Here is a 20,170-nt window from a genome sequence, read left to right as displayed (position 1 = left end):
GGGCCGGTGGGGACGCTGGCGAGGACGGGCACCGCGAGCGCGGACTCCAGGGCCGCGGGGTCGGTGACGCCCGGGTGCAGCGACTTGCGCGCGAAGGCCAGCGCGACGCCGAACGCCAGCCCCAGCACCAGGCTGACCGCGAACACGTCCGGCTTCGCGGGGCGCACGGGCAGGCGCGTCACCACGGGCGCGTCGATGAGGCGCGCGTTGGTGATGGTGCTCGACTTGAGCACCCGGTACTCCTGGGCCTTGTTGTGCAACTGGAGGTACAGCTCGTTGGCCACCTTCACGTCGCGCGTGAGCTGGGCGGACACCCGCTCCGCGTCCGGGATGCCCTTGAGCCGGGTGTCCAGCGCGTGCCGCTCCGTGCGCAGGCGCGCCATCTTGCGCTCCGTGGCCACGATCAGCGGGTGGTGCTCGGTGAAGCGCTGGCGCAACTCCGAGCGCTCCAGCGCGAGCGAGGAGAGGTCCTTGTCCAGGTCCACGCTCCGGTTGAGGACGGCCTGCGCCTCCAGCCCCAGGTCCACGCCGCCACTGCCTGCGCGGTAGTCGCGCAGCGCGGCCTCCGCCTGCTCCAGGCTCTGGCGCAGACCGGGCAGCTGGCTGTCCAGGAACGACAGCGTGCGGCCCGCCTCCTCGCTGCGGTGCTCCACGTTGGAGCGCACGTACGTGTCCGCGATGGCCTGGAGCGTGGTGGTGGCCAGCACCGGGTCGGGCCCGTCCAGGGTCAGGCTGAGCACGCCCGTGCCGGCGCCCTTCTCCCCCATGCGCAGCGTGCGCTGGAGGTCCTCCACCACCGCGAGCTTCGAGCGGCGCATCACCCGGAAGCGCGTCCCCGGCCGGGCGTGCAGCTCCGTGACGAACAGCTCCACCTCGTGCGCCGCGCCCGCTTCCGTCTGGGCGCCGGTGCCCACGGCGCCGTGGAGCACGACGTTCCCTTCGGGGCCCCACAGCGTGTACGCGCCGTCCGCCTCCGCCACGAGCGTGAGCGGCAGGTCCTCCCACTCCGTGGGCACGTTCAGCCGCTCCACCTGGAGCTTCTCGCCGCCCCAGGCATACGAGGCCCCGCCCCACCACGGCACCGCCGCCAGGTCCGGCCCCGCGTGCGCCCGGGCATGGGCCGCGCCCACCACCGGGAAGTAGCGGGGCTCCACGCTCACGCCCAGGTGCAGCGCATCCGCCACGCGCCCCAGCAAGGCCCTGGAGCCCAGGACCTCCATCTCCGGGGCCGCCATGCTGGGCGCGTCTGGAATCAGCTCGTCCAGCTGGCCCAGGCTGCTGCCCTTCTGCTCGATGCGCAGGATGGCGTTGGCCCGGTACACCGGCGTGGTGGTGAGCAGATACAGCCCGCCCAGGACCAGGGCCAGGGCGACGGACGCCGCGATGGTGCCGCGGCGCTCCCCCAGGATGGCCAGGTATCTGCCCAATCCCAGCTCATCATCCTGCGTGCCGGGGCCTGGGCGGGGCGGCGTCACGCGTTCGGGGGTGCTCGTCATGGGTTGTCGATGATGATGGTTCTGTCTCCGATATCCACTGCCTGCCAGAGCAGCTGAACTGTTGGCTGGATTTGCTGGATGATGCGATTCCAACGGGTCAGGTCGTGCGCGGAGACGAAAACGACATCGCGAGGTTGTAATTGGAACTGGGTCGCCAGCAGCAGCGCGTCCGGCGACTTGGCGTCCAGTTTGAAGATGAACGGCCGGTCGAAGCTGCCGCGGATGACATACACGCGGCCCGGGTTGGACGTGAGCGGGTCGAAGCCCTCGGTGTCGCCAATGGCCTCCGCCAGCGTCATCCGTCCCTTCACCATCACGCGCGAGGAGGGTTTCCGGACCTCGCCCAGCACGAAGACCTTGTTGCGGCTGCGGTCCGCCACGTTGACGATGTCGCCGTCCTGGAGCAGCCAGTTCTGGCTCACGTCCCCCTGCTCGTAGAGGGCCTGCAGGTCGAGCGTGAAGGTGGTGCCGCCCCGGCTGAGGGTGACGGCGCGCAGGTCCGCCTCCGGGGCGAAGCCCTTCGCCTGGGCGATGGCGTCCTGCACGCGCAGGGGCACGTCGGTGACGGCCAGGGTGCCGGGGGCCACCACCTCTCCCGTCACCTGGACCTTCTGGCCGCGGAAGCCCACCACGCGCACGTCCAGCTGGGGCTTCTCGATGACGCTCGCCAGCCGCTGGGTGAGCAGCTCGCGGATCTCCCGCAGCGTCTTGCCCGCCACGGGGATGTTGCCCACGTGGGGATAGAACATCGTCCCGTCCGCCGCCACGGGGTGGCCGGTGGCCTCCGCGGAGCGGAACTCACCGGCGGGGATGGTGAGCTCCGGGTGGTCCCAGACGATGACGCTCAGCACGTCGTGCGGCGTCACCCGGTAGTCATAGTCCGTGGCCACCTGCGCCAGCGGATCCACCAGGGGCGCGGGCCGCGCCTGTCTGCGCTCCTCCAGCTGGTGGCTGAGGAGGGACGCGTCGATGGGAATGATTTCGTAGGCGCCATCCGCTCCGGCGTCTGCCTTTCCCGCATAGCGCTCCCGGAAGGCATCCTCGTCCATCTGCATTCCCGGGCCCCAGGCGCATGCGCTCAGGCAAGACACCGCGGCCAGTAACAGGACGTGTTTCATGGGCGGGCAATCTTCCGGAGGAAGCGTGCAAGCGTAAGTCCGAACAATGCCAAATGTCTGGAAGCCGCTATGCCTCGCTGGTGAGGTGACACATGTCCTGCCCTGGAGGGCTGGATTGGAGCGAAGCGCTGAAATCAAGACACTCGCGCCGCACCCCCGGGGGCGATGACGGACCCGGGTTCAATCCACATACCCTCTGTCTGCTTTCGGGCCCGTCCGGCCCGCCCGTTTCCCACCGGGGGTGCACCCATGTATCCAGAGACGCAGTGGAGAGCTGTCCTCGTCCCTGACGGAGGCCAGCGCGCCGTTTCGTCCGACTACTTCCGCTCCGAGCAGCACCTGCGCGCGGAAGGGGTGACGCACAGCCTCATCGTGGAGGACGGCGGGGGGCGGGCGCTCCGGGTGCCGCTCATCGTGCGGGCCATTGAAGGGACGCACTACCGGGACGCGGTTTCTCCGTATGGGTTTCCCGGGGCTGAGCTGAACGGGCTCTCCGAGGTGCCGGTGGACGCCATCGACTGGCGGGGCACGGAGCTGGTCAGCATCTTCCTGCGCGACCGGATTGGCGGGCCGTACTGTTTCGCGGGGGGCCGGCTGCGCACGGAGGTGTGTCTCATCGACCCGAAGCTGCCGGTGAAGTTCCGCAGCGACCACGGCGCGGACATCCGGCGCAACGCCCGGCGCGGCTACGTCAGCTCCGTGGTGCCGGTGAAGGACTCCACGCAGGAGCAGCGCGAGGCGCTCAAGTCCATCTACCGGCAGACCATGGCCCGCAACCATGCCGGGGTGCGGTACTACTTCTCCGACGCCTGGTTCGAGGAGGTCTTCACCTGCCCCTTCGCGTGGCTGGTGACGACGCGCGCGCCAGAGGGGGCGGTGGCCTCCGCCGCGCTGGTGGTGCTGAGCGACGGGCTGTTGCACAACTTCATTGGCGGCACGGCGGACGCATACCTGGTGCACTCACCGGCGAAGAACGAGTTCCCGGTGATGGTGGAGCTGGCGGAGAAGCTGGAGGCCTCCGTCCACCTGGGCGGCGGCGTCCGGCCGGGGGATGGCATCGAGCGGTTCAAGCGCGGCTTCGCCAACGCGATGTCCCAGTTCCGCACGCACGACCTCATCTGCGACCCGGAGGCATACGCGCAGCTGTCCCAGGGGCACGCGAGCGAGGACTTCTTCCCCGCCTACCGCGCGCCCCGTTCCTGACGTTTCCGAGTCGTTGGTGGAGGGGTTCCCATGGTCCTGTCACTTCCCCAGCTCCGCGATGTCGCGGAGGCCCGCTTCACGTGTCTCACGGAGCGGGAGCTCGCCGAGCGCCGGCGAGAAGAGGGCGTTCGCGTCATCTCCCACCGGGGGCATTACTGGGAGCAGTCGGGGGCGCCCGGCTTCTTCCAGCCGGTGCACCTGCTGGCGCGGCTGACGCCGGAGGAAGCCACGCCGCCCACGCCGCTGGCCTGGGGCTACCGCGCGGCGCTGACGCCGGAGACGGCGAACGTCGCCACCGGCAAGGTGCCCGTGGTGCGGCTGAAGGACCTGGACACGTATGACATGAGCCGGCTGAACTCGAACCGGCGCAGCAAGCTGCGCAAGTGCCAGCGCACGGTGCGCATCGTCCAGCTCACGGGGCCGTCGCTGCTCCTGGAGCAGGGCTATCCCGTGGTGCGGGACGCGCTGATGCGCACGCAGCACAAGAAGATCCCCACGCTGGACGAGTACCTCAAGGGCCTGCGGCAGTACTTCGCGTCGGACCACTGGTGCGTGCTGGCGGGGATGGTGGACGACAAGCTGGGCGGCTACCTGGACGGCTACATCGTGGACGGCGTCGCGTATGGCTTCAGCGCCTACTACGCGACGTGGGCGCTGCCGACGAACATCTCCACGGGCCTCATCTATGAGTTCGCGCAGGTCTGCCGCCGGCTCGGGGCCCGGACGCTGGTGGGCGGACTGCATGCGCGCGAGGCGGCCCAGCTCGAACAGTTCAAGGACGAGCTGGGCTTCGTGGTGGATCCGGTGCCCATCCAGTGGGGCATGAACCCCCTGGCGCGCGCCTTCATCCGCTGGCGCCGCCCGCACGCGTACTACCGGCTGACGGGCCAGGCCTGACGGGGACTACGGCGTCATCACGACCTTGATGCAGCCGTCTTCCTTGTCGCGGAACTTCTTGTAGAGGGCGGGGGCGTCCGCCAGCCGGGCGCGGTGGGTGATGAGCCGCGTCGGGTCGATGGCGCCCGCCTGGATCTTCTCCAGGAGCGGCCGGGTGTAGCGGTGCGTGTGCGTCTGGCCCGTCTTCATGGTCAGGCCCTTGTTGACGAAGGCGCCCATGGGGACCTTGTCCAGGAAGCCCACGTAGACGCCGGGCACGGAGATGGTGCCGCCCTTGCGGCAGCAGTAGATGGCCTGGCGCAGGGCGTGTGGCCGGTCCGTGGCCAGCTTCACCGCGGCCTTCGCCTTGTCGATGACGGCGTCCAGGCTGCCGGTGCCGTGCGCTTCCGCGCCCACGGAGTCGATGCAGCGGTCCGGGCCGCGGCCCTGCGTCATCTCCTTGAGGGTCTCGTAGACGTCCTGCTTCGTGAAGTCGATGGTCTCCGCCTTGCCCCAGGACTTCGCGAGCGCCAGGCGCTCCGGCACGTGGTCGATGGCGATGACCCGGCCCGCGCCGAACATCCACGCGCTCTGGATGGCGAACTGGCCCACCGGGCCGCAGCCCCACACCGCCACGGTGTCGCCCTTCTCCATCTGGCAGTTCTCCGCCGCCATGTAGCCGGTGGGGAAGATGTCGGTGAGGAAGAGGACCTGGTCCTCGGTGAGTCCGTCCGGAATCTTGAGCGGCCCCACGTCCGCGTACGGCACGCGCACGTACTCCGCCTGGCCGCCGGAGAAGGCGCCCAGCATGTGCGAGTAGCCGAAGAGGCCGGAGGGCGAGTAGCCCATCACCTTCGCGGCCATCTCCGCGTTGCGGTTGGAGCGGTCACAGAGGGAGAAGAGGGTCTTCTGGCAGAAGAAGCACTCGCCGCACGCGATGTTGAAGGGGACGATGACCCGGTCGCCCTTCTTGAGCTTGGTGACGCCGGAGCCAATCTCCATCACCTCGCCCATGAACTCGTGGCCCAGGACGTCACCGCTCTTCATGGTCGGCATGTAGCCGTCCAGCAGGTGCAGGTCGGAGCCACAGATGGCGGTGCGGGTGACGCGGATGATGGCGTCGCGAGGGTCTTCAATCTTCGGGTCGGGGGCGGACTCGTAACGGACGTCGCCGTGGCCATGCCAGCAGATGGCTTTCATCGGGTGTGGCTCCTTGGAGGGAAAAGGCTTTGGAGCAAAGCTGGGGACTTGGACCGTGCACGGCCAACGTTCGCGGTCCGTCGCCGCCTGGCTGGCTGGCGCTCGGAAGGGCGGAATCGACGTCCCGGGATGCAATGGGACCCCTGGCCGATGCAAAAGGGGGGTGTGACCTCCGCACCCGTCCTCGACTTCGGCCGTTATCTGGGCACGCCGCTCCAGCGAGTGGAGGTGGCGGGGCTCGTGCTCACGGAGAGCACGTATGCACCGGGCGCCCGGTTGCCATCCCACCTGCACCGGCACGCGGGCTTCCGGCTCACGCTGGAAGGGGGCTTCATGGATGTGGTGGAGGGCCGCGCGCGGGAGTGCAAGGCCCGCTCGGTCGCCTTCCAGGCGCCCGGGCTGGAGCACGCGCAGCGCATCCGGGACGTGCGCACGCGCACCTTCAACATCGACTTCTCGGAGGCGTCCTGGCGGTCGCGGAGCGCGCTCGTCGCGGGGTTGGATCCGCGGGTGGACCTGGCGTCGGCGCGGCTGGTGGCGCTGACGGCCCGCGTGTACCAGGAGTTCCGGCGCGCGGATGACGTGGCGGGGCTGGCCATCGAGGGGCTGACGCTGGAGCTGCTGGCGGAGGCGGTGCGCGCGTCGGTGCCGGCGCGGGAGGTGGGGGGCCCTCCGGCGTGGCTGGGGCGTGTCCGGGAGCTGCTGGACGCGGTGCGCGGACCTCCGCCCACGCTCGCGGCGTTGGCTCGGGAGGCGGGGGTGAGCCCGCAGCGGTTGGGGCGGGCCTTCCGTCAGGCTTACCGGTGCAGCCCGGCGGAGTACCTGCGCCGGTCCCGGCTGGAGCGCGCCGGCCGGGCGCTGCGCGAGACGGAGCGGCCCTTGAGCGACATCGCGCTCGACGCGGGCTATTGCGACCAGAGCCACCTGACGCGCGAGTTCCGCCGCCGCCTGCACCTCACCCCGGCGGAGTACCGGCGGCTGGCGGGACGTGCATCCGGTTCCACGCCGTAGGTTTCGTCCAAGACGGCGTCAGGCGGGCGGTCCTATCTCTCCCGCCATGACCCTGGAATCGCATTCCTTCCGCCGCGCCGTGGCGCTCCTGTGCGCGGCGCTGATGTGCAGTGCCTGCGCGGGTTCCCGGCCCGTCCCGGCGGCTGTGGAGCCGGCCGTGCGCCGCGTGGACTCCGGACGCACGCAGTGGGTGCTGCGTCCGTCGGAGGCGTACGACGCGCTGTGCCTGTTGAACCTGCTGCGGGGCGACGCGTTCTACACGCGCTTCCATCCGGCGGAGTTCCAGCGCTTCTCCGCGCTCCTGGGGACGCGGGAGCAGGCCGCGCTCGCGCACCTCACCGAGCGGGTGTCGAAGCAGGGCGGCAAGATGGTGGGGCCGTTCCTGACGCTGGTCTTCTCCGTGACGGGGGCCACCACGGTGGAGGCCCTGGCGGCGACGGTGGCGGACGATGCCGCATGGAGCCGGATGCGCGCGGACTTCCTGGCCACGTCGTATGGCCAGGAGGACGGCTTCGCGGAGATGGAGGACGTGCGAGGGGACCTGGGCGTCCTGCTGGCGTTCCTCACGCGCGTGGAGTTTCCCCGCATCTGGCGGGCGGAGTACCTGCCGCAGGTGGAGCAGGCCATCGCGGGGCTGGCGGCGAAGGTGGCGCCGCACGACGTGGTGGGCTGGAACGAAGCGGTGCTGGGCCGGGAGCTCCAGGTGCCAGCGTTGAGCGCGCACGTCCTGAAGTTCGCGAAGCCGCACGGCATCCGGGTGACGGGGTGGAACTTCCTCACGGACGCGACCTATCCAGCGGACGTCACCGTGAAGACGGCGGTGCATGAGCTGCTGCACCCGCCCTTCACCCGCGAGGGCGAACTGGACGCGAAGCTGTCCGCGCTGGAGGCGGACCCCTACTTCCAGCGGCTGGTGCGCGAGCATGACCCCGCGTTCGGCTACACCTCGGCGCGCGGCCTGACGGAGGAGGACTGCGCGGAGGCCATCGACGTCTACGTCAGCGAGCGGGAGGGCCTGCTGCGCAACCGGGAGGGCCGGCCGCTCACGGGGGCGGAGTTCTTCCGCGCCCACGACGACGGCATGCACGTCCTGGCCTTCGTGCTCTACGAAGAGCTGAAGCGCGCGGGCCCATCACGCGAGGGGACGTACGAGGCCTTCCTGCTGGGCCTGTTCGAGCGGGGCGTGCTCGAGCCCGGCGGGTTGGAGCGCCGCTTCCGCGCCTCCCCGGGGCACTACCCCGTGAAGGCGCTGGGCGAAGCGGCGGCTCCGTGACGGCGCCGAAGCTTCACGGCGGGGTGTCCTGGGCGGTGCTCTGGTCCAGGCGCTCCTGAAGGGCCTTCCAGCCGCGGTTGCCCGCTTCACGCGCGCGGTCGAGCGTCTGGCCCGCGCCCTGGGCCACCTGCTCCGGGGAGAGCTGCGCCGTGCGCTGGCGCACCCGGTCCATCCAGACGAGCGGGGCGTAGAGCAGCCGCGCCCGCTCCGGGCCCAGCAGGACGGTGAGCACGTGCTCCAGGCCTCCGGCTCGCGCCAGCAGCGTCCGGCCCAGGAGCACCGTCGCGCGGGTCTGCTGGAACAGCGGCAGGCTGTCCCCGTGCTTGCGGAGGGTCTCCGCGTTGTCGTGCACCTCGCGCCGCTCCGCTTCCTCCAGGTAGGGGCTGGCCGCGAGCTTGTCGAGCGACGCCGCCGCCTCTTCGTAGCGTCCGCGCCGGGTGTGGATGAAGGCCCAGCCCCACCACGTCAGCTCGTTCTCCACGCCCAGCGTCTGGAGCGAGCGCAGCCCCTGCTCGATGTCGTCCTCGGCGGCGCGCTCGCGCTTCAGGCCCATGCGGTTCCAGGCGCGCAGGAAGTGCCCGGCCGCGAGCACCGCCTCCCTCGACTGCGCGGGCGTGCCCTGCCGGATGGCGGGGAAGTCTTCCGGGGGAAGGGCTTCCGTCTCGGAGAGGAAGGCGGTCAGCTCCTCCTCGGCGGCGTAGTGGTAGCCCGCCTGGCAGAAGGCGGCGCCCCGGCTTGCCCGCACCGCGGCGCGCAGGGGCGCGGGCCAGGAGGGGGTGGGCGTGGCGCGCGACAGCTCGTAGAAGACGAGCTCCGTGGCGGGGATGCGGTCGGACTTCTCCGCGGTGTCCAGCGCCAGCAGGACGGCGGCGAGGAAGGCGTGCTCCTGGCCCGAGTCGTAGCTCGACAGGGGCACGGACGCGCCGTTGGCCCACCGGGTCCACAGCAGGGGGAAGTCGTCCTCGTCGCGCGTCTGGAGCGACTTGCGCGCCTTGTAGAGGGCGATGCCCAGGTCCAGGTAGATGCGGGCCGTCGCGCGCGTCACCTCGTCGTTGACCGGCTTGTCTGGCAACGCGCGCGTTTCGGCCACGGCCTTCCACAGGAGGGCGATCTCCTCCGGGGCCCTGGGGTCGTCGCCCGCGCGCACGGAGAGCTTGAGGGCGCGGTAGGGCACGAGCGCGACGGAGTCACGGAGGCGCTGGTCGATCTCCGCGCGCTCCTTCGCGGCGCGCTCGGCGTCTGTCTTCTGGCAGCCGCCGCACGCGGTGAGGCCCACGAGGAGGAGGGCGGCGATGCGGTGGCGCAGCCCCCGGTGTGCACGGACGGAGTCCTTCATGCCCGCGCACGGTAGCACCGGCTCCTCATGGATGGCGGCTGCCTCCCCACCGTGGGGGCTAGCGCAGGTCGAGCAGCGCGGCGAAGAGGTCGCGCGGATCCAACCCGGGCGGCAGTCCGGAGACGCCGCCGTCATTCACCTCCACCACCGCCCAGCCGCCGTCCTCCAGCATCGCCACGTCCAGCGTGAAGAACGGCGAGGGGATGCGGCGGCCCAGCGCTTCGAAGGCGGTGAAGTCGGGCACCTCCACGTCGAACTCGTGGTACGGCTCCGCGGCCAGCAGCCGGCCTCCGCCGAAGAACAGCCGGAACTCCAGGTGCGCGGGGCCCGCGGGCGTCCGCCCGTAGACCTTGAGCGGCAGGTAGCGGCGCACCACGAAGCCGCGCTCGAAGCGGTCGCCGCGCTCGTCGAGCAGGTTCTGGCAGATGCGCTCGAAGTCCTCGCGCGTGGCGTCCGCCGGGACGAAGCACGCCTCCGCCCAGCGCTCCTTCGCGGACTTCACGTGGTCCTTGAGGATGTAGGGCGGAGGCCCCAGCTTCCGCGCCGCCCGCCACGCCTCCGCCGCGTCCGGTCCCTCCGTCCAGACCGAGCGCGCGGTGTAGCCGGCCAGCCGCGGGTACCAGTGGGGCAGGTAGTGCGCGGCGGCGTACTGCTCCGGCGACGTCACCAGCCGGTGGCCCAGGGCTCGCACGGCTTCGTCGAGCTCTCCGTACTCCTCCTCCGTGAGCATCCAGCCCCGGTACAGCAGCCGGAGGTGGCCGCGCTCCGGCACGCCCGTGAGGGCCCTCGCCGCGTCGCCTGACAGCAGGGCGGAGAGGTCCGCCTGATACGTGTCCACGCCCAGCGCTTCGGCCGCGTCGGCCTCCACGTCGAATGGATCCGGCTGGTGCGGGTTGCGCCCGAAGAGGATCGCCTTCACGGCAGGGGAAGAGGGCATCCAGGTGGCCTTTCGTCAGGGGAAGGGCCCACGTGGACGCGAGCACACGCGGGGCCTGACACGGCCACGGCGGGCGCTGGAGGGCGCGGACGCGGGCGGCAGGTCGGGACGAAAGGGGCCTTCCAGGAGGCGGACGGTCTTGCACGGTGATGCCTGACAGAACCGCTTCCGGAAGGCTTGCCTCACCGGGCGGCGGGCCCGTAAAGCGCCACTCCATGTCGAACCCTTCCGACCTCCTCCACGCGGAGTTGCGGCCCTACCTGCGCGGCTACCCCACGGCCTCCGTGTGCGCGGCGATGACGTGGCGGGGTGCGCTGCACATCGAGGGACTCCGGGGCAAGGGGCCGCCTCCGGCCACGGACGCCCTGTTCTCCCTGGGGGCGCTCACGGAGGTCTTCACGGCGGCGCTCCTGTCGGTGATGGCGGAGCGGGGGGACGTGCGGCTCGACGAGCCCCTCGGGAACATGATTCCCGCGTCGCTGCTCAACGACGAGGTCGCGCAGCGCATCACGCTGGAGCAGCTGGCGACGCACACCTCCGGGCTGCCGCACCTGCCGCCGAACCTGGGCGCGGCGCCCGCGAATCCGGACGACCCGTTCGGACACTACTCCGCGAGCCTGTTCGGCGAGTTCCTGCGCAACTACCACCCCCGGCAGCCGCCGCCGCACCCGTCGTCCGAGTCCTTCCTGGGCATGGGCGTGCTCGGCCACGCGCTCTCCCGGCGCATGGCGCTGAACTACGGGCACCTGATGCGGGATGTGCTCTGCAAGCCCATGGGGCTTGGGGACACCACGGCGCGCGTCACGGAGGAGCTGGCCCCGCGCCTGTTGCAGGGCCACACCGCGCGAGGCAAGCCCGTGCCGCCGTGGACCTTCCCGGCGCTCCCGGGCGGCGGCGCGATGCACTCCACGGTGGGGGACGTGATGCGCTTCCTGGAGACGAACCTGGGGCGGGGCGAGACGTCCTTCACCAAGGCCCTGTACCGGATGCAGGCGCCCCGGGTGAAGGCCGGGCGCTTCCAGCGCGGCCTGGGATGGAACGTGTCCCAGGTGCGCGGCAAGGACGTGGTGTGGCGCTCGTCGGTGATGGGGGGCTACGTGGGCTTCATGGGGCTCAGCGTCGCGGCGGACGCGGCCGTGGTCCTCCTCGCGGACCACGGCTGGTCGTTGTTCGCCGCGCTGCGGGGGCGCGTGCCCCTGGAGGCGCCGGGGCTCGCGCTGATGTCGCGGTTCCTGCCGCCGTGAGGGGCTTCAGGGGATGGTGAAGCGGTAGAGCTGGAAGCCGCCCGAGGACGCCATCTCGAAGTCGCGCACGTTGCGTGGGGCGCCGGTCTCGCTGCGCTGCGCGAGCTTGAAGTCGCCGGTGCCGTTGCTGGCCTGGAAGCGGAACTCGTACGGGCCCGGTTCGGTGGGCAGCGGGGCCGCGGACATCTTGGTCACGGCCAGGTTGGCGAAGCCGGGCAGGGTTTCACCGTCCGGACGGCGCACGGAGCCGATGGCGCGCAGGAAGGGCGAGCCGCCGGTCAGGATGAGGTACTGCGGATCCGCGGTGCGCGCGGGCTTCGCCGGGGCGGAGGGGGCAGGGGTGGCCTCCTCGGCGGGGCGAGCCGCGCCCTTGGCGCCGCGCTTCGACTTCGATTCAGGCTCCTCGTTGGAGGTGGCAGGGGTGGATGCCTCTTCAGGCGTTTCGGCGGGAGCGGCTTCGGCTTCGGAGGTCTTCCGCTTCGCGGCGCGGCCCGAACCCTTGCGCGAGGAGGCTTCCTCGGCGGTCGTCGTCTCCGTGGCGGGAGGTGTTCCTTCCACGGTGTCGGTGGCGCTCGTCTCCGCCTGTGGCGCGGGCGTGGTGGTCTCCGAAGAGGAAGGCGCAGGGGCCTCCAGCGGCGTGGAGGCGGGAGGTTCTTCTGCCGGGGGCTTCTTCGCGGAAGAGCCCTTGGGCGCCTTTCCCGCGCGCTTGGAAGGGGCCTCGCTGGCGTCCGTCTTCAGCTCGGCCGTCTCCGCGCCCGCGGCGGTCGGCTCGGGAGCAGGGGGCGGCTGTTCGGAGGGCGTTGAGGCGGAAGGCTTCGGGCTCTCCTCGGTCGGTGCAGGCTCCGAGACGACTTCGGCGGCCTTCTCGGTCGATGCAGCCTTCGACGCGGAGGCCTTCGATCCCTTCTTGGTCGAAGCAGGCTCCGCAACCGCCTCGGGGGACTTCGATGCATCGGCCTTGGGGCCTTCCGCGGTCGAGCCCGGCTTCTGCGCGGCTTGTCCGGCGGCCTTCGCTGCGGACGCCTTCGGGCCCTTCTTGGTTGAAGCAGATTCCGCTACGGCTGCCTGAGCGGCACCTCCTGCGGCCTTCGATGCGGGAGCCTTGATGCTCTCCTCAGCCGAGGAGGACTTCGCGGCGGCAGCCTTTGAAGCCTGCGCGGTGGGCTTCGCAACGGGCGCCTTCGGCGGCTGAGCGCCCGGCTTCGTGGAGGCTGTCTTTGAAGCCTGCGCGGCGGCCTTTGCAACAGGCGTCTTGGGAGCCTGTGCGGACTTCGCTGCTGGCGTCTTCAGCGCCTGCGCACCGCCCGTCTTCACGGCGGAGGACTTCGGCGCCTGAGCCGCGGCCTTCGCGGCAGGCGCCTTCGAAGCCTGAGCACCCGACTTCGCCACGGAAGCCTTCGGAGCCTGTGCGCCTTTCGAGGCGGAAGCCTTCGGAGCCTGAGCCGCCTTCGCGGTGGGCTTCGCGACAGGCTTTGCCTTGGACGCCGGGGCCTTCGCCGCCGCGCCCTTCACCGCCTTCGCGACCTGCTTCAGCTTCGACGCCGCGGTCTTCAGGGCCTGCGCCATCGGCTTCGCGACCGCGGCCTTCTTCGCCGGGGCAGGGGCCTTGCCCCCGGCGGGACGGCCCCCGGGCTTCGTGGCGGCCTTGCCAGCGGCACTGCGGGACTTGGACGAATCGGAGGAGGCGGAAGGTCGGGTCGGGCGGCGCTGGGCCATAAAGTCATCCTCGGAGGACCCGAGCGGTCGGCGCCGTCGGCCCTCGTCCCCCGATGGCTAGTGCACCCACCGCTTCGCCGCAAGGCACACGTGGGACGCGTGCACGCTTCCTGTCCTGTGGAGAGGACAGGACCTGTCTGCTGTAGAGGTCCGGCGCCACGCGGAAGGCGCACCCCCTGCGTCTGGAAGTCCTGGGATTTCCACGGAGACCGGTCCGGCACAGCCATTGCTCAGGCGAGTGATTCCAGGTGGCTGATGGCCTCGGCGAGGACACCGCGGAAGTAGCTGTCGGCCTTGCCGGGTGGGTCCCGAAGACGATGGAGCAGCGGCAACAGGGAGAGGTCCTCCAGCGCCCGGGCGGCTTCGACGGCCAGGACGACGACCTCGCTGCTCTCCAGCTCGCGGCGCAGCGGCTCCAGGACACGCGGGTCCTTGCGCAGCGCCAGTCCGACCAGGGCCTCGCCTCGAAGCTCCATGTCGGACTCCGTGAGCCGGTCGAACAACGCGTCCCGGAGCTCTGGCGTGTCCACGTCCTCCGCCTGGGTGCCCAGGCTGAAGGTCGCCCAGTTGCGGACGTCCTCGTCGCTGTCGCGGGAGAGCTCAATCAAGGTCTGGATGGCGAGCGGATCCCGCTGGGGCATCATCCCCATGACCACGCCCATCCGGACGCCCTCGTCCGGGTGGTCCTTCAGGGGCTGAAGGGCGGGAACCGCTCGGGCATCCCGGAGGTGCCCCAGGGCTACACCCATTGAACCCAGGACGTCGGCATCCTGCTCGGTGGCCAGCGCGGACAGGATTTCATCCGCGCACTTCGCCATCAGTGCGTCGCTGCGTTTCCGCCCGCCCAGTTGCGCGAGGATGTCCGTGCCGCGTCCACGCTCACGTGAAGAAGCGGAGTGCAGCAGCCTGACGGCGGCCTCGAACACCTCGTCGCCGCCCCGGTCGTGCAATTCGAAGATGGCTTCCCAGGCCGTCTCGTCGTCCTCGTCACCCTGCAACGCGAGGTCAATCAGCTCCGGAATGGAGCGGTCTTTCATGGCGCGCGACCGCATCAAACAGTCGATGGCGAAGCCGAGGGCCTCGTCGAAGGCTTCGTCCATGGGGCGCTCCGTCCCCTGGGCCAAGAGGAGCAACGGTAGGAGCGAAGCGTCTTCCATGTACCGGGCTGCCTCGATGGCCGCGATCCCGAAGGGTGGGCTCTCCAGCTCATGCCGGAGGGGAGCCAGGACGCGAGGGTCCTTCCTCTTCGCCAGCCCGACCAGCGCGTCCGCCCGGATGCCGCTGGCCTCCTCCGAGAGCCTTTCAAGGAACGCGTCCCGCAGCTCCGGGGTGTCCACCTCGTCCTCGCCCTTGAGGGCCAGTCCGGACAGCACCTCCTCGCGCACGGAGGTGTCACCGTCCCGGGAGAGCTCCAGCAAGGTCTGGAGGGCCGTGGCGTCACCGTGGTGCGGCATCAGACCCCGGACGACCCCCTGCCGGACCCGGGCATCCGGGTGGTCCTTCAAGGGCCGCAGCACGGGCACCGCCCGGGCGTCCTCGAGGTATCCCAGGGTACGGCCCATCTCCTGGAGGACGGTGGCGTCCTGCTCCGTGGGCAGCGCGGCCAGGAGGACCTCCGCGCACCGCGCCCTGCGTTCACGGTGCTCCTTCGCGTCGTGCCCTGCCGCCTGGATGAGCAGCTCCGCGCCCCGCGCGCGCTCCCGCGAAGAAGGGGAGCGCAGCAACTGCACGGCGGCTTCGAACACCTCCTCCAGGTCCCGCTTTCGCAGCGCCTCGTACGCCGCCCAGTTCCTCTCCTCCTTCAGATCGAGGAGGGCCAGCTCCAGCGTGGAGAGGGCGTCGTAGTGGGCGGGAATGGCCATGGGGACAGGATAGCGCCGGAGCGCTCCGCGCCCCTCAGGCCGAGAGCCGTTGCCTCGCGGCGGCGTCCAGCGGAAGGGTGATGGTGAAGCAGGTCCCCTCCTCGGCGCTGCTCGTCACGGTGGCCTTTCCGCCGTGCGCTTCGGCAAGGCCCCGCACCAGCGGCAGCCCCAGTCCCCAGCCCTTCTCCGCGCTCTCCGTCGCGGACTGGGTGCGATGGAACGGCTCGAAGATGGTCTGCAGGTCCTCCGCGGCGATGGGCGCGCCCTGGTTGCGCACCTGGAGCCTCACCTGGGTCTCATCCCGGTCGAGCAGGACTTCAATCGGGGTGCCTGGCGCGCCGTACTTCGCCGCGTTGGAGGCCAGGTTCTCCACGATGCGGCGCAGCCCGAGCGGATCCGCCCGCATCGTGAACAGGCCTTCCGCCTTCAGCTCGAAGCGCCCCGGGTAGAGCGCCGAGAGCTCGTCCAGCGTCTGGGCCGCGACCGCGTGGAGGTCGCACTCCCGGATCTCCAGCGCCACCAGCTTGCCGGCCTTGATGCGGCTGGCGTCCAGGAGGTTCTGGATCATCCGCTCCGCCCGGTCCAGGCTCGCCGACACCCGGGCCACGGAGGTCTGGACGCTCGGCAGGTCCGCGTGGCGCCTGCCCAGCAGCTGCACGCTCAGCTTCGACGCCGTCAGGGGCGTGCGCAGGTCGTGCGTGAGCGCCGCGACGAACGTGTCCCGCATCCGCTGCTCGGCCTTCAGCTTCCGGAGCTGATCGCGGAGGTTGATCTCCGTCATGATGGAGGCCGTCATCTCCTTCATGATCAGGTGGTCCTGCGCGGTCCACTCGCGCACCGTGGGCTGGATGCAGCAGAAGGTCCCCAGCACGTGCCCTTCCGGGTTGATCAACGGCAGCACGATGAGGGCGACGATGCCCCAGGGCCCGGTGGACGGATGGAACTTCAGGAACGGATCCGCGGGCGCGTTCGAGGAGATGATGGGCTCTCCCTCGAGCGTGTAGCGGCACAGCGACGCGTCGATGGGCAGCGTCCGCGTCTCCCGGAAGGGCGAGGGCAGGCCGAAGTCCGCCTTGAAGAACTGCCGGTTCGAGTCCACCAGCGACATGATGGTCAGCGGGACGTTGAGCAGCTGCGCCGCCAGGCGCGCGAGGCGGTCAAAGGCCTCCTCCTGGGGCGTGTCCATCAGCCCGGTGTCCCGGATGGCCTGCAGACGGTTCGGATCCGCGAGGCGACGGTTGCACCGCTGGGTCCGCGCGAGAGAGGCCTCGTCCAACTCACCTAGAAACTTCATGGGGACGGATTCTAGGCCTGGAGGCCAGTGGCTGGCCGCCTTGAGCCCCGGGGCGAGCTCCTCCGTTCGCTGACCAACCTTCCAGGACCGCTCGGGAAATTCTTTCAGGGTCTTTGACCCGCTTCCTCGGGGGCCGCCCTCCCTGTGTCCCGGACCCATTTTCGGGAGGCTTTTCCCCCAATGCATCCCCCTCGTTCGTCGTCCCGCGCGGCTCTCGCCGTGCTCCTGCTGCTTCTCCCCACCCTGGCCCTGGCCGCGGACCGGGGTGCCTGGGCCCCGGGCGTCTCGTACGCCGTGGGCGACATCGCGTCCTATGGAGGGAAGGGCTACGACTGCCGCCAGGCCCACACGTCCCTGGTGGGCTGGGAGCCGCCCAACGTGCTCGCCCTGTGGCTGGAGCGCACCGGCAATCCTCCCGCCGACACGCAGGCCCCCTCCGTGCCCTCTGGCGTGGGTTCGCCCTCCAAGACGTATGACAGCGTGTCGCTGACCTGGAGCGCGTCCACCGACAACGTGGGCGTCACCGGCTACGAGGTCTTCGTCAACAACGGCGCCTCCGCCTCCGCCACCTCCACCACGACGAGCGCCACCGTCACCGGGCTGGCCGCCAACACCTCCTATACGTTCACCGTGAAGGCGCGCGACGCGGCCGGCAACCGCTCCGCCGCGAGCGCCGCGTTCAGCACCACCACGCCCAACCGCCCCGCGCAGGACACGCAGGCTCCCACCGTGCCCGGCTCGCTGCGCTCCACGGCCGTGACGTCCTCCAGCGTGTCCCTGGCGTTCAATGCGTCCACCGACAACGTGGGCGTCACCGGCTACGAAATCTTCGTCAACGGCGGCTCCAGCGCGGCGGCCACCAGCACCTCTCTGAGCGCCACCGTGACGGGGCTCGCCGCCAACACCACGTACACCTTCACCGCGAAGGCGCGCGACGCGGCCGGCAACCGCTCCGCCGCGAGCAACAGCGTCGCCGTGACGACGGGCAACACCGCTCCCACGGGCAGCAAGGTGCTGGTCGGCTACTGGCACAACTTCGACAACGGCTCCACCAACATCCGCCTGCGCGACGTGTCCTCCAAGTTCAACGTCATCCAGGTGGCCTTCGCGGAGCCGGTGCCGGGCGCGCCGTCGGGCACCATGGGCTTCACCCCGTACAACGCCACCGTGGCCGAGTTCAAAGCGGACATCGCCACGCTCAAGGCGCAGGGCCGCAAGGTGCTCATCTCGCTGGGCGGCGCCAACGGCACCATCCACCTGGACGACGCGGCGGCGCGGCAGGCCTTCGTCACCAGCATGCAGGGGCTTATCAACACGTATGGCTTTGACGGCCTGGACCTGGACCTGGAGGGCGCGTCGCTGTCACTCAACGGCGGGGACACCGACTTCCGCAACCCCACCACGCCGCGCATCCAGCACCTCATCGCCGGCACGCGCCAGCTGCTCAACGACAACGGCTCGGGCTTCCTGCTCACCATGGCGCCGGAGACCGCCTACGTGCAGGGCGGCTACGCGGCGTATGGCGGCCCGTGGGGCGCCTACCTCCCTGTCATCTACGCGCTGCGCGACCGGCTGACGTACCTGCACGTGCAGCACTACAACACCGGCACGGTGATGGGCCTGGACGGCCGCGCGTACGCTCAGAGCACGCCGGACTTCCACGTGGCCATGGCGGAGATGCTGCTCCAGGGCTTCCCCGTGGGCGGCAACGCGAGCGCCGTCTTCCCCGCGCTGCGGCCGGAGCAGGTCGTCATCGGCCTGCCGTCCTCGCCGCAGGCCGCGGGCGGCGGCTACACCACGCCCGCCAACGTGCAGAAGGCGCTGGACTACCTGATGAAGGGCCAGTCGTTCGGAGGCACCTACGTGCTGCGCCAGGCTGGCGGCTACCCGGGCTTCAAGGGGCTGATGACCTGGTCCATCAACTGGGACAAGTTCACGAACTACGAGTTCTCCAACAGCCACCGCGCCTACCTGGACACCTATCGGTAGCGCGATGAGGCCTCCGCCCACCGGAAGCGTACCGGTGGGCGGAGGATGTCTGGCATTGCCTACCGCGCTTCGCTCAGCCCCGGCGGGCAGTTGAAGGTCGCCGGCACGGCCCAGAGCTGGTTCCGCCCGGTGTCGTCGATGGCGTAGAAGTACACGCGCGTGCCGGAGCGGGTGAAGCCTTCCGGCGTGGCGACCCCCGTCGCCAGCTGCCCCGTCGTGCCCACGGTGCCCCGGGTGAACCAGGGCTGTGCGGCTCCGGGCGTCAGCGAACCGCTGAAGAGGACCCGGCCCGTTCCGGTGGCGAAGACGGGTGAGGCGTGCTCGTCACTGCGGATGAGCTGGCGGAACAGGTCGCGCGTCCCCGCCGCCGTGCCGTTCGTCACCCACAGCGAGACGTCCAGCGGTACGGGACCTTCGCCCACGATGGCCATGGAGAAGTAGAGCTCGTTGGCCGACACGGTCGACATCTGCACGTAGGGCGACGTGGATGGATCGTTCGCGTAGGGATTGGGCAGCGTGGTGAGGAGCGCCTTGCCCCCGCCGCTCAACAACAGCCGGTCGATGCGCAGCCGCTGCGTGGCCGCGTCCGTGGACCACACGTAGACGTAGGTGCCCAGCGCCCCGAGCAGCCGCGTGTACCGGCCGAAGGAGTCCAGCCGGGCGGTGCCGCCTTCCGTGCCATTCGTCCGCCACACCTCGTAGTTCGGGCCGTCCATCAGCAGGAACAGCCCCTGCGCTCCCGAGTAGCCCACGTCGAGGATGAAGGTGAGGCCCGCGTCCAGCCGCCTCACGGACACCGTGCCCCCCGTCGTGCCGTCGGTGCGCCACAGCGTGGTCCCCGTGCTCTGCCCGAAGAAGAAGAGCAGCCTGCCGCCGACCTTCAACGTGCTGAAGCTCAGCCCCGGGTTCGCCCCGAAGTCCCTCACCCGCACCGTGCCCGGGGCCGTCCCGTCCGAGCGCCACAGCTCCGTGCGCGAGGGCTCCGTCGGCGTTGGCTGCGTCTGCCGGAAGAACACCAGCCGGCCGCCCACCTCCGTGAGGTGGAGCAGCGCGGAGCCAGTGGGTCCCGGCGTGAGGTCCCTCACCAGGTGGGTGCCCGCGGTCGTCCCATTGCTGACCCAGAGCTCCGTGCCGGTGTCCAGGTTGTTGAGCAGGAAGAAGACCTGGCTGCCCACCGCGACCAGGTTCGAGATCCGGGGGATGCCCAGCGGCACCGCCGGGAACTCCCGCACCGGGACGGTGCCCGCGTCCGTGCCGTTGCTGCGCCACAGCGTCGCGCTGCCGTCGGTGAGGTTGGTGGAGAAGTAGAGCGTGCCCTGCACGTCCGCGAGCGACGTCACCTCGCTGCTGATTCCGGCGGTGGGAGGGATGACGACCTTCACCCGCGCCGCCACGCCAGGGGGACACGCCTGCGCCTCCACCTGCCGCGCGTCCTCCACGACCGCGGCGGGAAGGGCGGTGTCCTCCTCCGGGACAGCCCCACACCCCGCCAGCATCAGCCCTAGCAGGGCCCCCCAATTCCTGACACGCATGCTTGCCCCTTCCGGCTCGAAACGGCCGGAAGGGTGGGGTGCAAGGCATTGCCTTCCAATGCGTCCCGGGAGGAGGTGGGAGT

The 20,170-nt window shown here is 70.6% G+C and carries 15 protein-coding genes; 6 read left to right on the top strand and 9 right to left on the bottom strand.

Annotated features, from left to right (window positions below):
* Window positions 1-1,496: GNVR domain-containing protein (locus tag D7V80_RS43670; RefSeq protein ID WP_120589834.1), on the bottom strand; the 1,496-nt coding region annotated here is incomplete at its 3' end.
* On the bottom strand, window positions 1,493-2,614 hold the full coding sequence (locus tag D7V80_RS20975; protein WP_120589833.1) for a polysaccharide export protein: 1,122 nt from the start codon (window positions 2,612-2,614) through the stop codon (window positions 1,493-1,495). The genes D7V80_RS20975 and D7V80_RS43670, both read right to left, overlap by 4 nt.
* A gap of 249 nt (window positions 2,615-2,863) precedes the next feature.
* Between D7V80_RS20975 and D7V80_RS20970 the strand changes: the two genes are divergently transcribed.
* Together D7V80_RS20970 and D7V80_RS20965 are read left to right on the top strand one after the other, a co-directional pair.
* Window positions 2,864-3,817, top strand: coding sequence for a GNAT family N-acetyltransferase (locus D7V80_RS20970; RefSeq protein WP_120589832.1), 954 nt, complete (start codon window positions 2,864-2,866; stop codon window positions 3,815-3,817).
* Window positions 3,818-3,847: 30 nt separating this feature from the next.
* Window positions 3,848-4,714: a hypothetical protein gene (locus D7V80_RS20965; RefSeq protein ID WP_120589831.1), complete on the top strand. Its 867-nt coding sequence runs from the start codon at window positions 3,848-3,850 to the stop codon at window positions 4,712-4,714.
* Window positions 4,715-4,720: 6 nt separating this feature from the next.
* Here D7V80_RS20965 and D7V80_RS20960 read toward each other — a convergent pair whose 3' ends face one another.
* Entirely contained in the window at window positions 4,721-5,893 is a 1,173-nt protein-coding gene (locus tag D7V80_RS20960) for a zinc-dependent alcohol dehydrogenase (protein ID WP_120589830.1), read from the bottom strand.
* A gap of 165 nt (window positions 5,894-6,058) precedes the next feature.
* Here D7V80_RS20960 and D7V80_RS43665 point away from each other — a divergent pair, with 165 nt between their 5' ends.
* Both D7V80_RS43665 and D7V80_RS20950 read left to right on the top strand, forming a co-directional pair.
* Window positions 6,059-6,904 carry a helix-turn-helix transcriptional regulator gene (locus D7V80_RS43665; protein WP_304988003.1) on the top strand — a complete coding sequence of 282 codons (846 nt, stop codon included), beginning with the start codon at window positions 6,059-6,061 and terminating at the stop codon, window positions 6,902-6,904.
* Between the two features lie 157 nt (window positions 6,905-7,061).
* On the top strand, window positions 7,062-8,177 hold the full coding sequence (locus tag D7V80_RS20950) for a hypothetical protein (protein ID WP_233585575.1): 1,116 nt from the start codon (window positions 7,062-7,064) through the stop codon (window positions 8,175-8,177).
* A 13-nt stretch (window positions 8,178-8,190) separates the two neighbouring features.
* Here D7V80_RS20950 and D7V80_RS20945 read toward each other — a convergent pair whose 3' ends face one another.
* Both D7V80_RS20945 and D7V80_RS20940 read right to left on the bottom strand, forming a co-directional pair.
* The gene (locus D7V80_RS20945; protein WP_199738769.1) at window positions 8,191-9,513 is read right to left on the bottom strand and encodes a hypothetical protein; all 1,323 of its coding nucleotides are present in this window, start codon (window positions 9,511-9,513) and stop codon (window positions 8,191-8,193) included.
* A gap of 58 nt (window positions 9,514-9,571) precedes the next feature.
* Window positions 9,572-10,450 carry an ATP-grasp domain-containing protein gene (locus tag D7V80_RS20940; protein WP_120589827.1) on the bottom strand — a complete coding sequence of 293 codons (879 nt, stop codon included), beginning with the start codon at window positions 10,448-10,450 and terminating at the stop codon, window positions 9,572-9,574.
* Between the two features lie 215 nt (window positions 10,451-10,665).
* Between D7V80_RS20940 and D7V80_RS20935 the strand changes: the two genes are divergently transcribed.
* Window positions 10,666-11,694 (top strand): serine hydrolase, encoded by a 1,029-nt coding sequence (locus D7V80_RS20935; protein WP_120589826.1) that lies wholly within the window; start codon window positions 10,666-10,668, stop codon window positions 11,692-11,694.
* A gap of 6 nt (window positions 11,695-11,700) precedes the next feature.
* Here D7V80_RS20935 and D7V80_RS41465 read toward each other — a convergent pair whose 3' ends face one another.
* From D7V80_RS41465 to D7V80_RS20905, 3 genes are all read right to left on the bottom strand, one after another.
* The gene (locus D7V80_RS41465; protein WP_147447164.1) at window positions 11,701-13,410 is read right to left on the bottom strand and encodes a hypothetical protein; all 1,710 of its coding nucleotides are present in this window, start codon (window positions 13,408-13,410) and stop codon (window positions 11,701-11,703) included.
* A gap of 230 nt (window positions 13,411-13,640) precedes the next feature.
* On the bottom strand, window positions 13,641-15,272 hold the full coding sequence (locus D7V80_RS42890; RefSeq protein WP_233585573.1) for a HEAT repeat domain-containing protein: 1,632 nt from the start codon (window positions 15,270-15,272) through the stop codon (window positions 13,641-13,643).
* A 34-nt stretch (window positions 15,273-15,306) separates the two neighbouring features.
* Complete coding sequence (locus D7V80_RS20905) at window positions 15,307-16,566, bottom strand: GAF domain-containing sensor histidine kinase (protein WP_233585571.1); 1,260 nt, start codon at window positions 16,564-16,566, stop codon at window positions 15,307-15,309.
* 180 nt (window positions 16,567-16,746) lie between these two features.
* On the opposite strand from D7V80_RS20905, the gene D7V80_RS20900 reads away from it, so the two are divergent.
* Window positions 16,747-18,555, top strand: a complete 1,809-nt coding sequence (locus D7V80_RS20900; RefSeq protein ID WP_120589821.1) for a fibronectin type III domain-containing protein — start codon at window positions 16,747-16,749, stop codon at window positions 18,553-18,555.
* 59 nt (window positions 18,556-18,614) lie between these two features.
* Here the strand turns inward: D7V80_RS20900 and D7V80_RS20895 are convergent, their stop codons facing one another.
* The gene (locus D7V80_RS20895; protein ID WP_120589820.1) at window positions 18,615-20,087 is read right to left on the bottom strand and encodes a hypothetical protein; all 1,473 of its coding nucleotides are present in this window, start codon (window positions 20,085-20,087) and stop codon (window positions 18,615-18,617) included.
* Between the last annotated feature and the right edge of the window lie 83 nt (window positions 20,088-20,170).

Source organism: Corallococcus sp. CA054B, from assembly GCF_003611625.1.
GTDB lineage: Bacteria > Myxococcota > Myxococcia > Myxococcales > Myxococcaceae > Corallococcus > Corallococcus coralloides.
This window is presented reverse-complemented; position numbering and strand designations above follow the sequence as displayed.

Bases quoted from the DNA above. Each gene is read 5' to 3' on its own strand.
- D7V80_RS20905 (WP_233585571.1), bottom strand. From the start codon at position 16,566: ATGAAGTTTCTAGGTGAGTTGGACGAGGCCTCTCTCGCGCGGACCCAG.
- D7V80_RS20900 (WP_120589821.1), top strand. From the start codon at position 16,747: ATGCATCCCCCTCGTTCGTCGTCCCGCGCGGCTCTCGCCGTGCTCCTG.
- D7V80_RS20945 (WP_199738769.1), bottom strand. From the start codon at position 9,513: ATGAAGGACTCCGTCCGTGCACACCGGGGGCTGCGCCACCGCATCGCC.
- D7V80_RS20970 (WP_120589832.1), top strand. From the start codon at position 2,864: ATGTATCCAGAGACGCAGTGGAGAGCTGTCCTCGTCCCTGACGGAGGC.
- D7V80_RS20975 (WP_120589833.1), bottom strand. From the start codon at position 2,614: ATGAAACACGTCCTGTTACTGGCCGCGGTGTCTTGCCTGAGCGCATGC.
- D7V80_RS20960 (WP_120589830.1), bottom strand. From the start codon at position 5,893: ATGAAAGCCATCTGCTGGCATGGCCACGGCGACGTCCGTTACGAGTCC.
- D7V80_RS20965 (WP_120589831.1), top strand. From the start codon at position 3,848: ATGGTCCTGTCACTTCCCCAGCTCCGCGATGTCGCGGAGGCCCGCTTC.
- D7V80_RS20895 (WP_120589820.1), bottom strand. From the start codon at position 20,087: ATGCGTGTCAGGAATTGGGGGGCCCTGCTAGGGCTGATGCTGGCGGGG.
- D7V80_RS41465 (WP_147447164.1), bottom strand. From the start codon at position 13,410: ATGGCCCAGCGCCGCCCGACCCGACCTTCCGCCTCCTCCGATTCGTCC.
- D7V80_RS20940 (WP_120589827.1), bottom strand. From the start codon at position 10,450: ATGCCCTCTTCCCCTGCCGTGAAGGCGATCCTCTTCGGGCGCAACCCG.
- D7V80_RS42890 (WP_233585573.1), bottom strand. From the start codon at position 15,272: ATGGCCATTCCCGCCCACTACGACGCCCTCTCCACGCTGGAGCTGGCC.
- D7V80_RS20935 (WP_120589826.1), top strand. From the start codon at position 10,666: ATGTCGAACCCTTCCGACCTCCTCCACGCGGAGTTGCGGCCCTACCTG.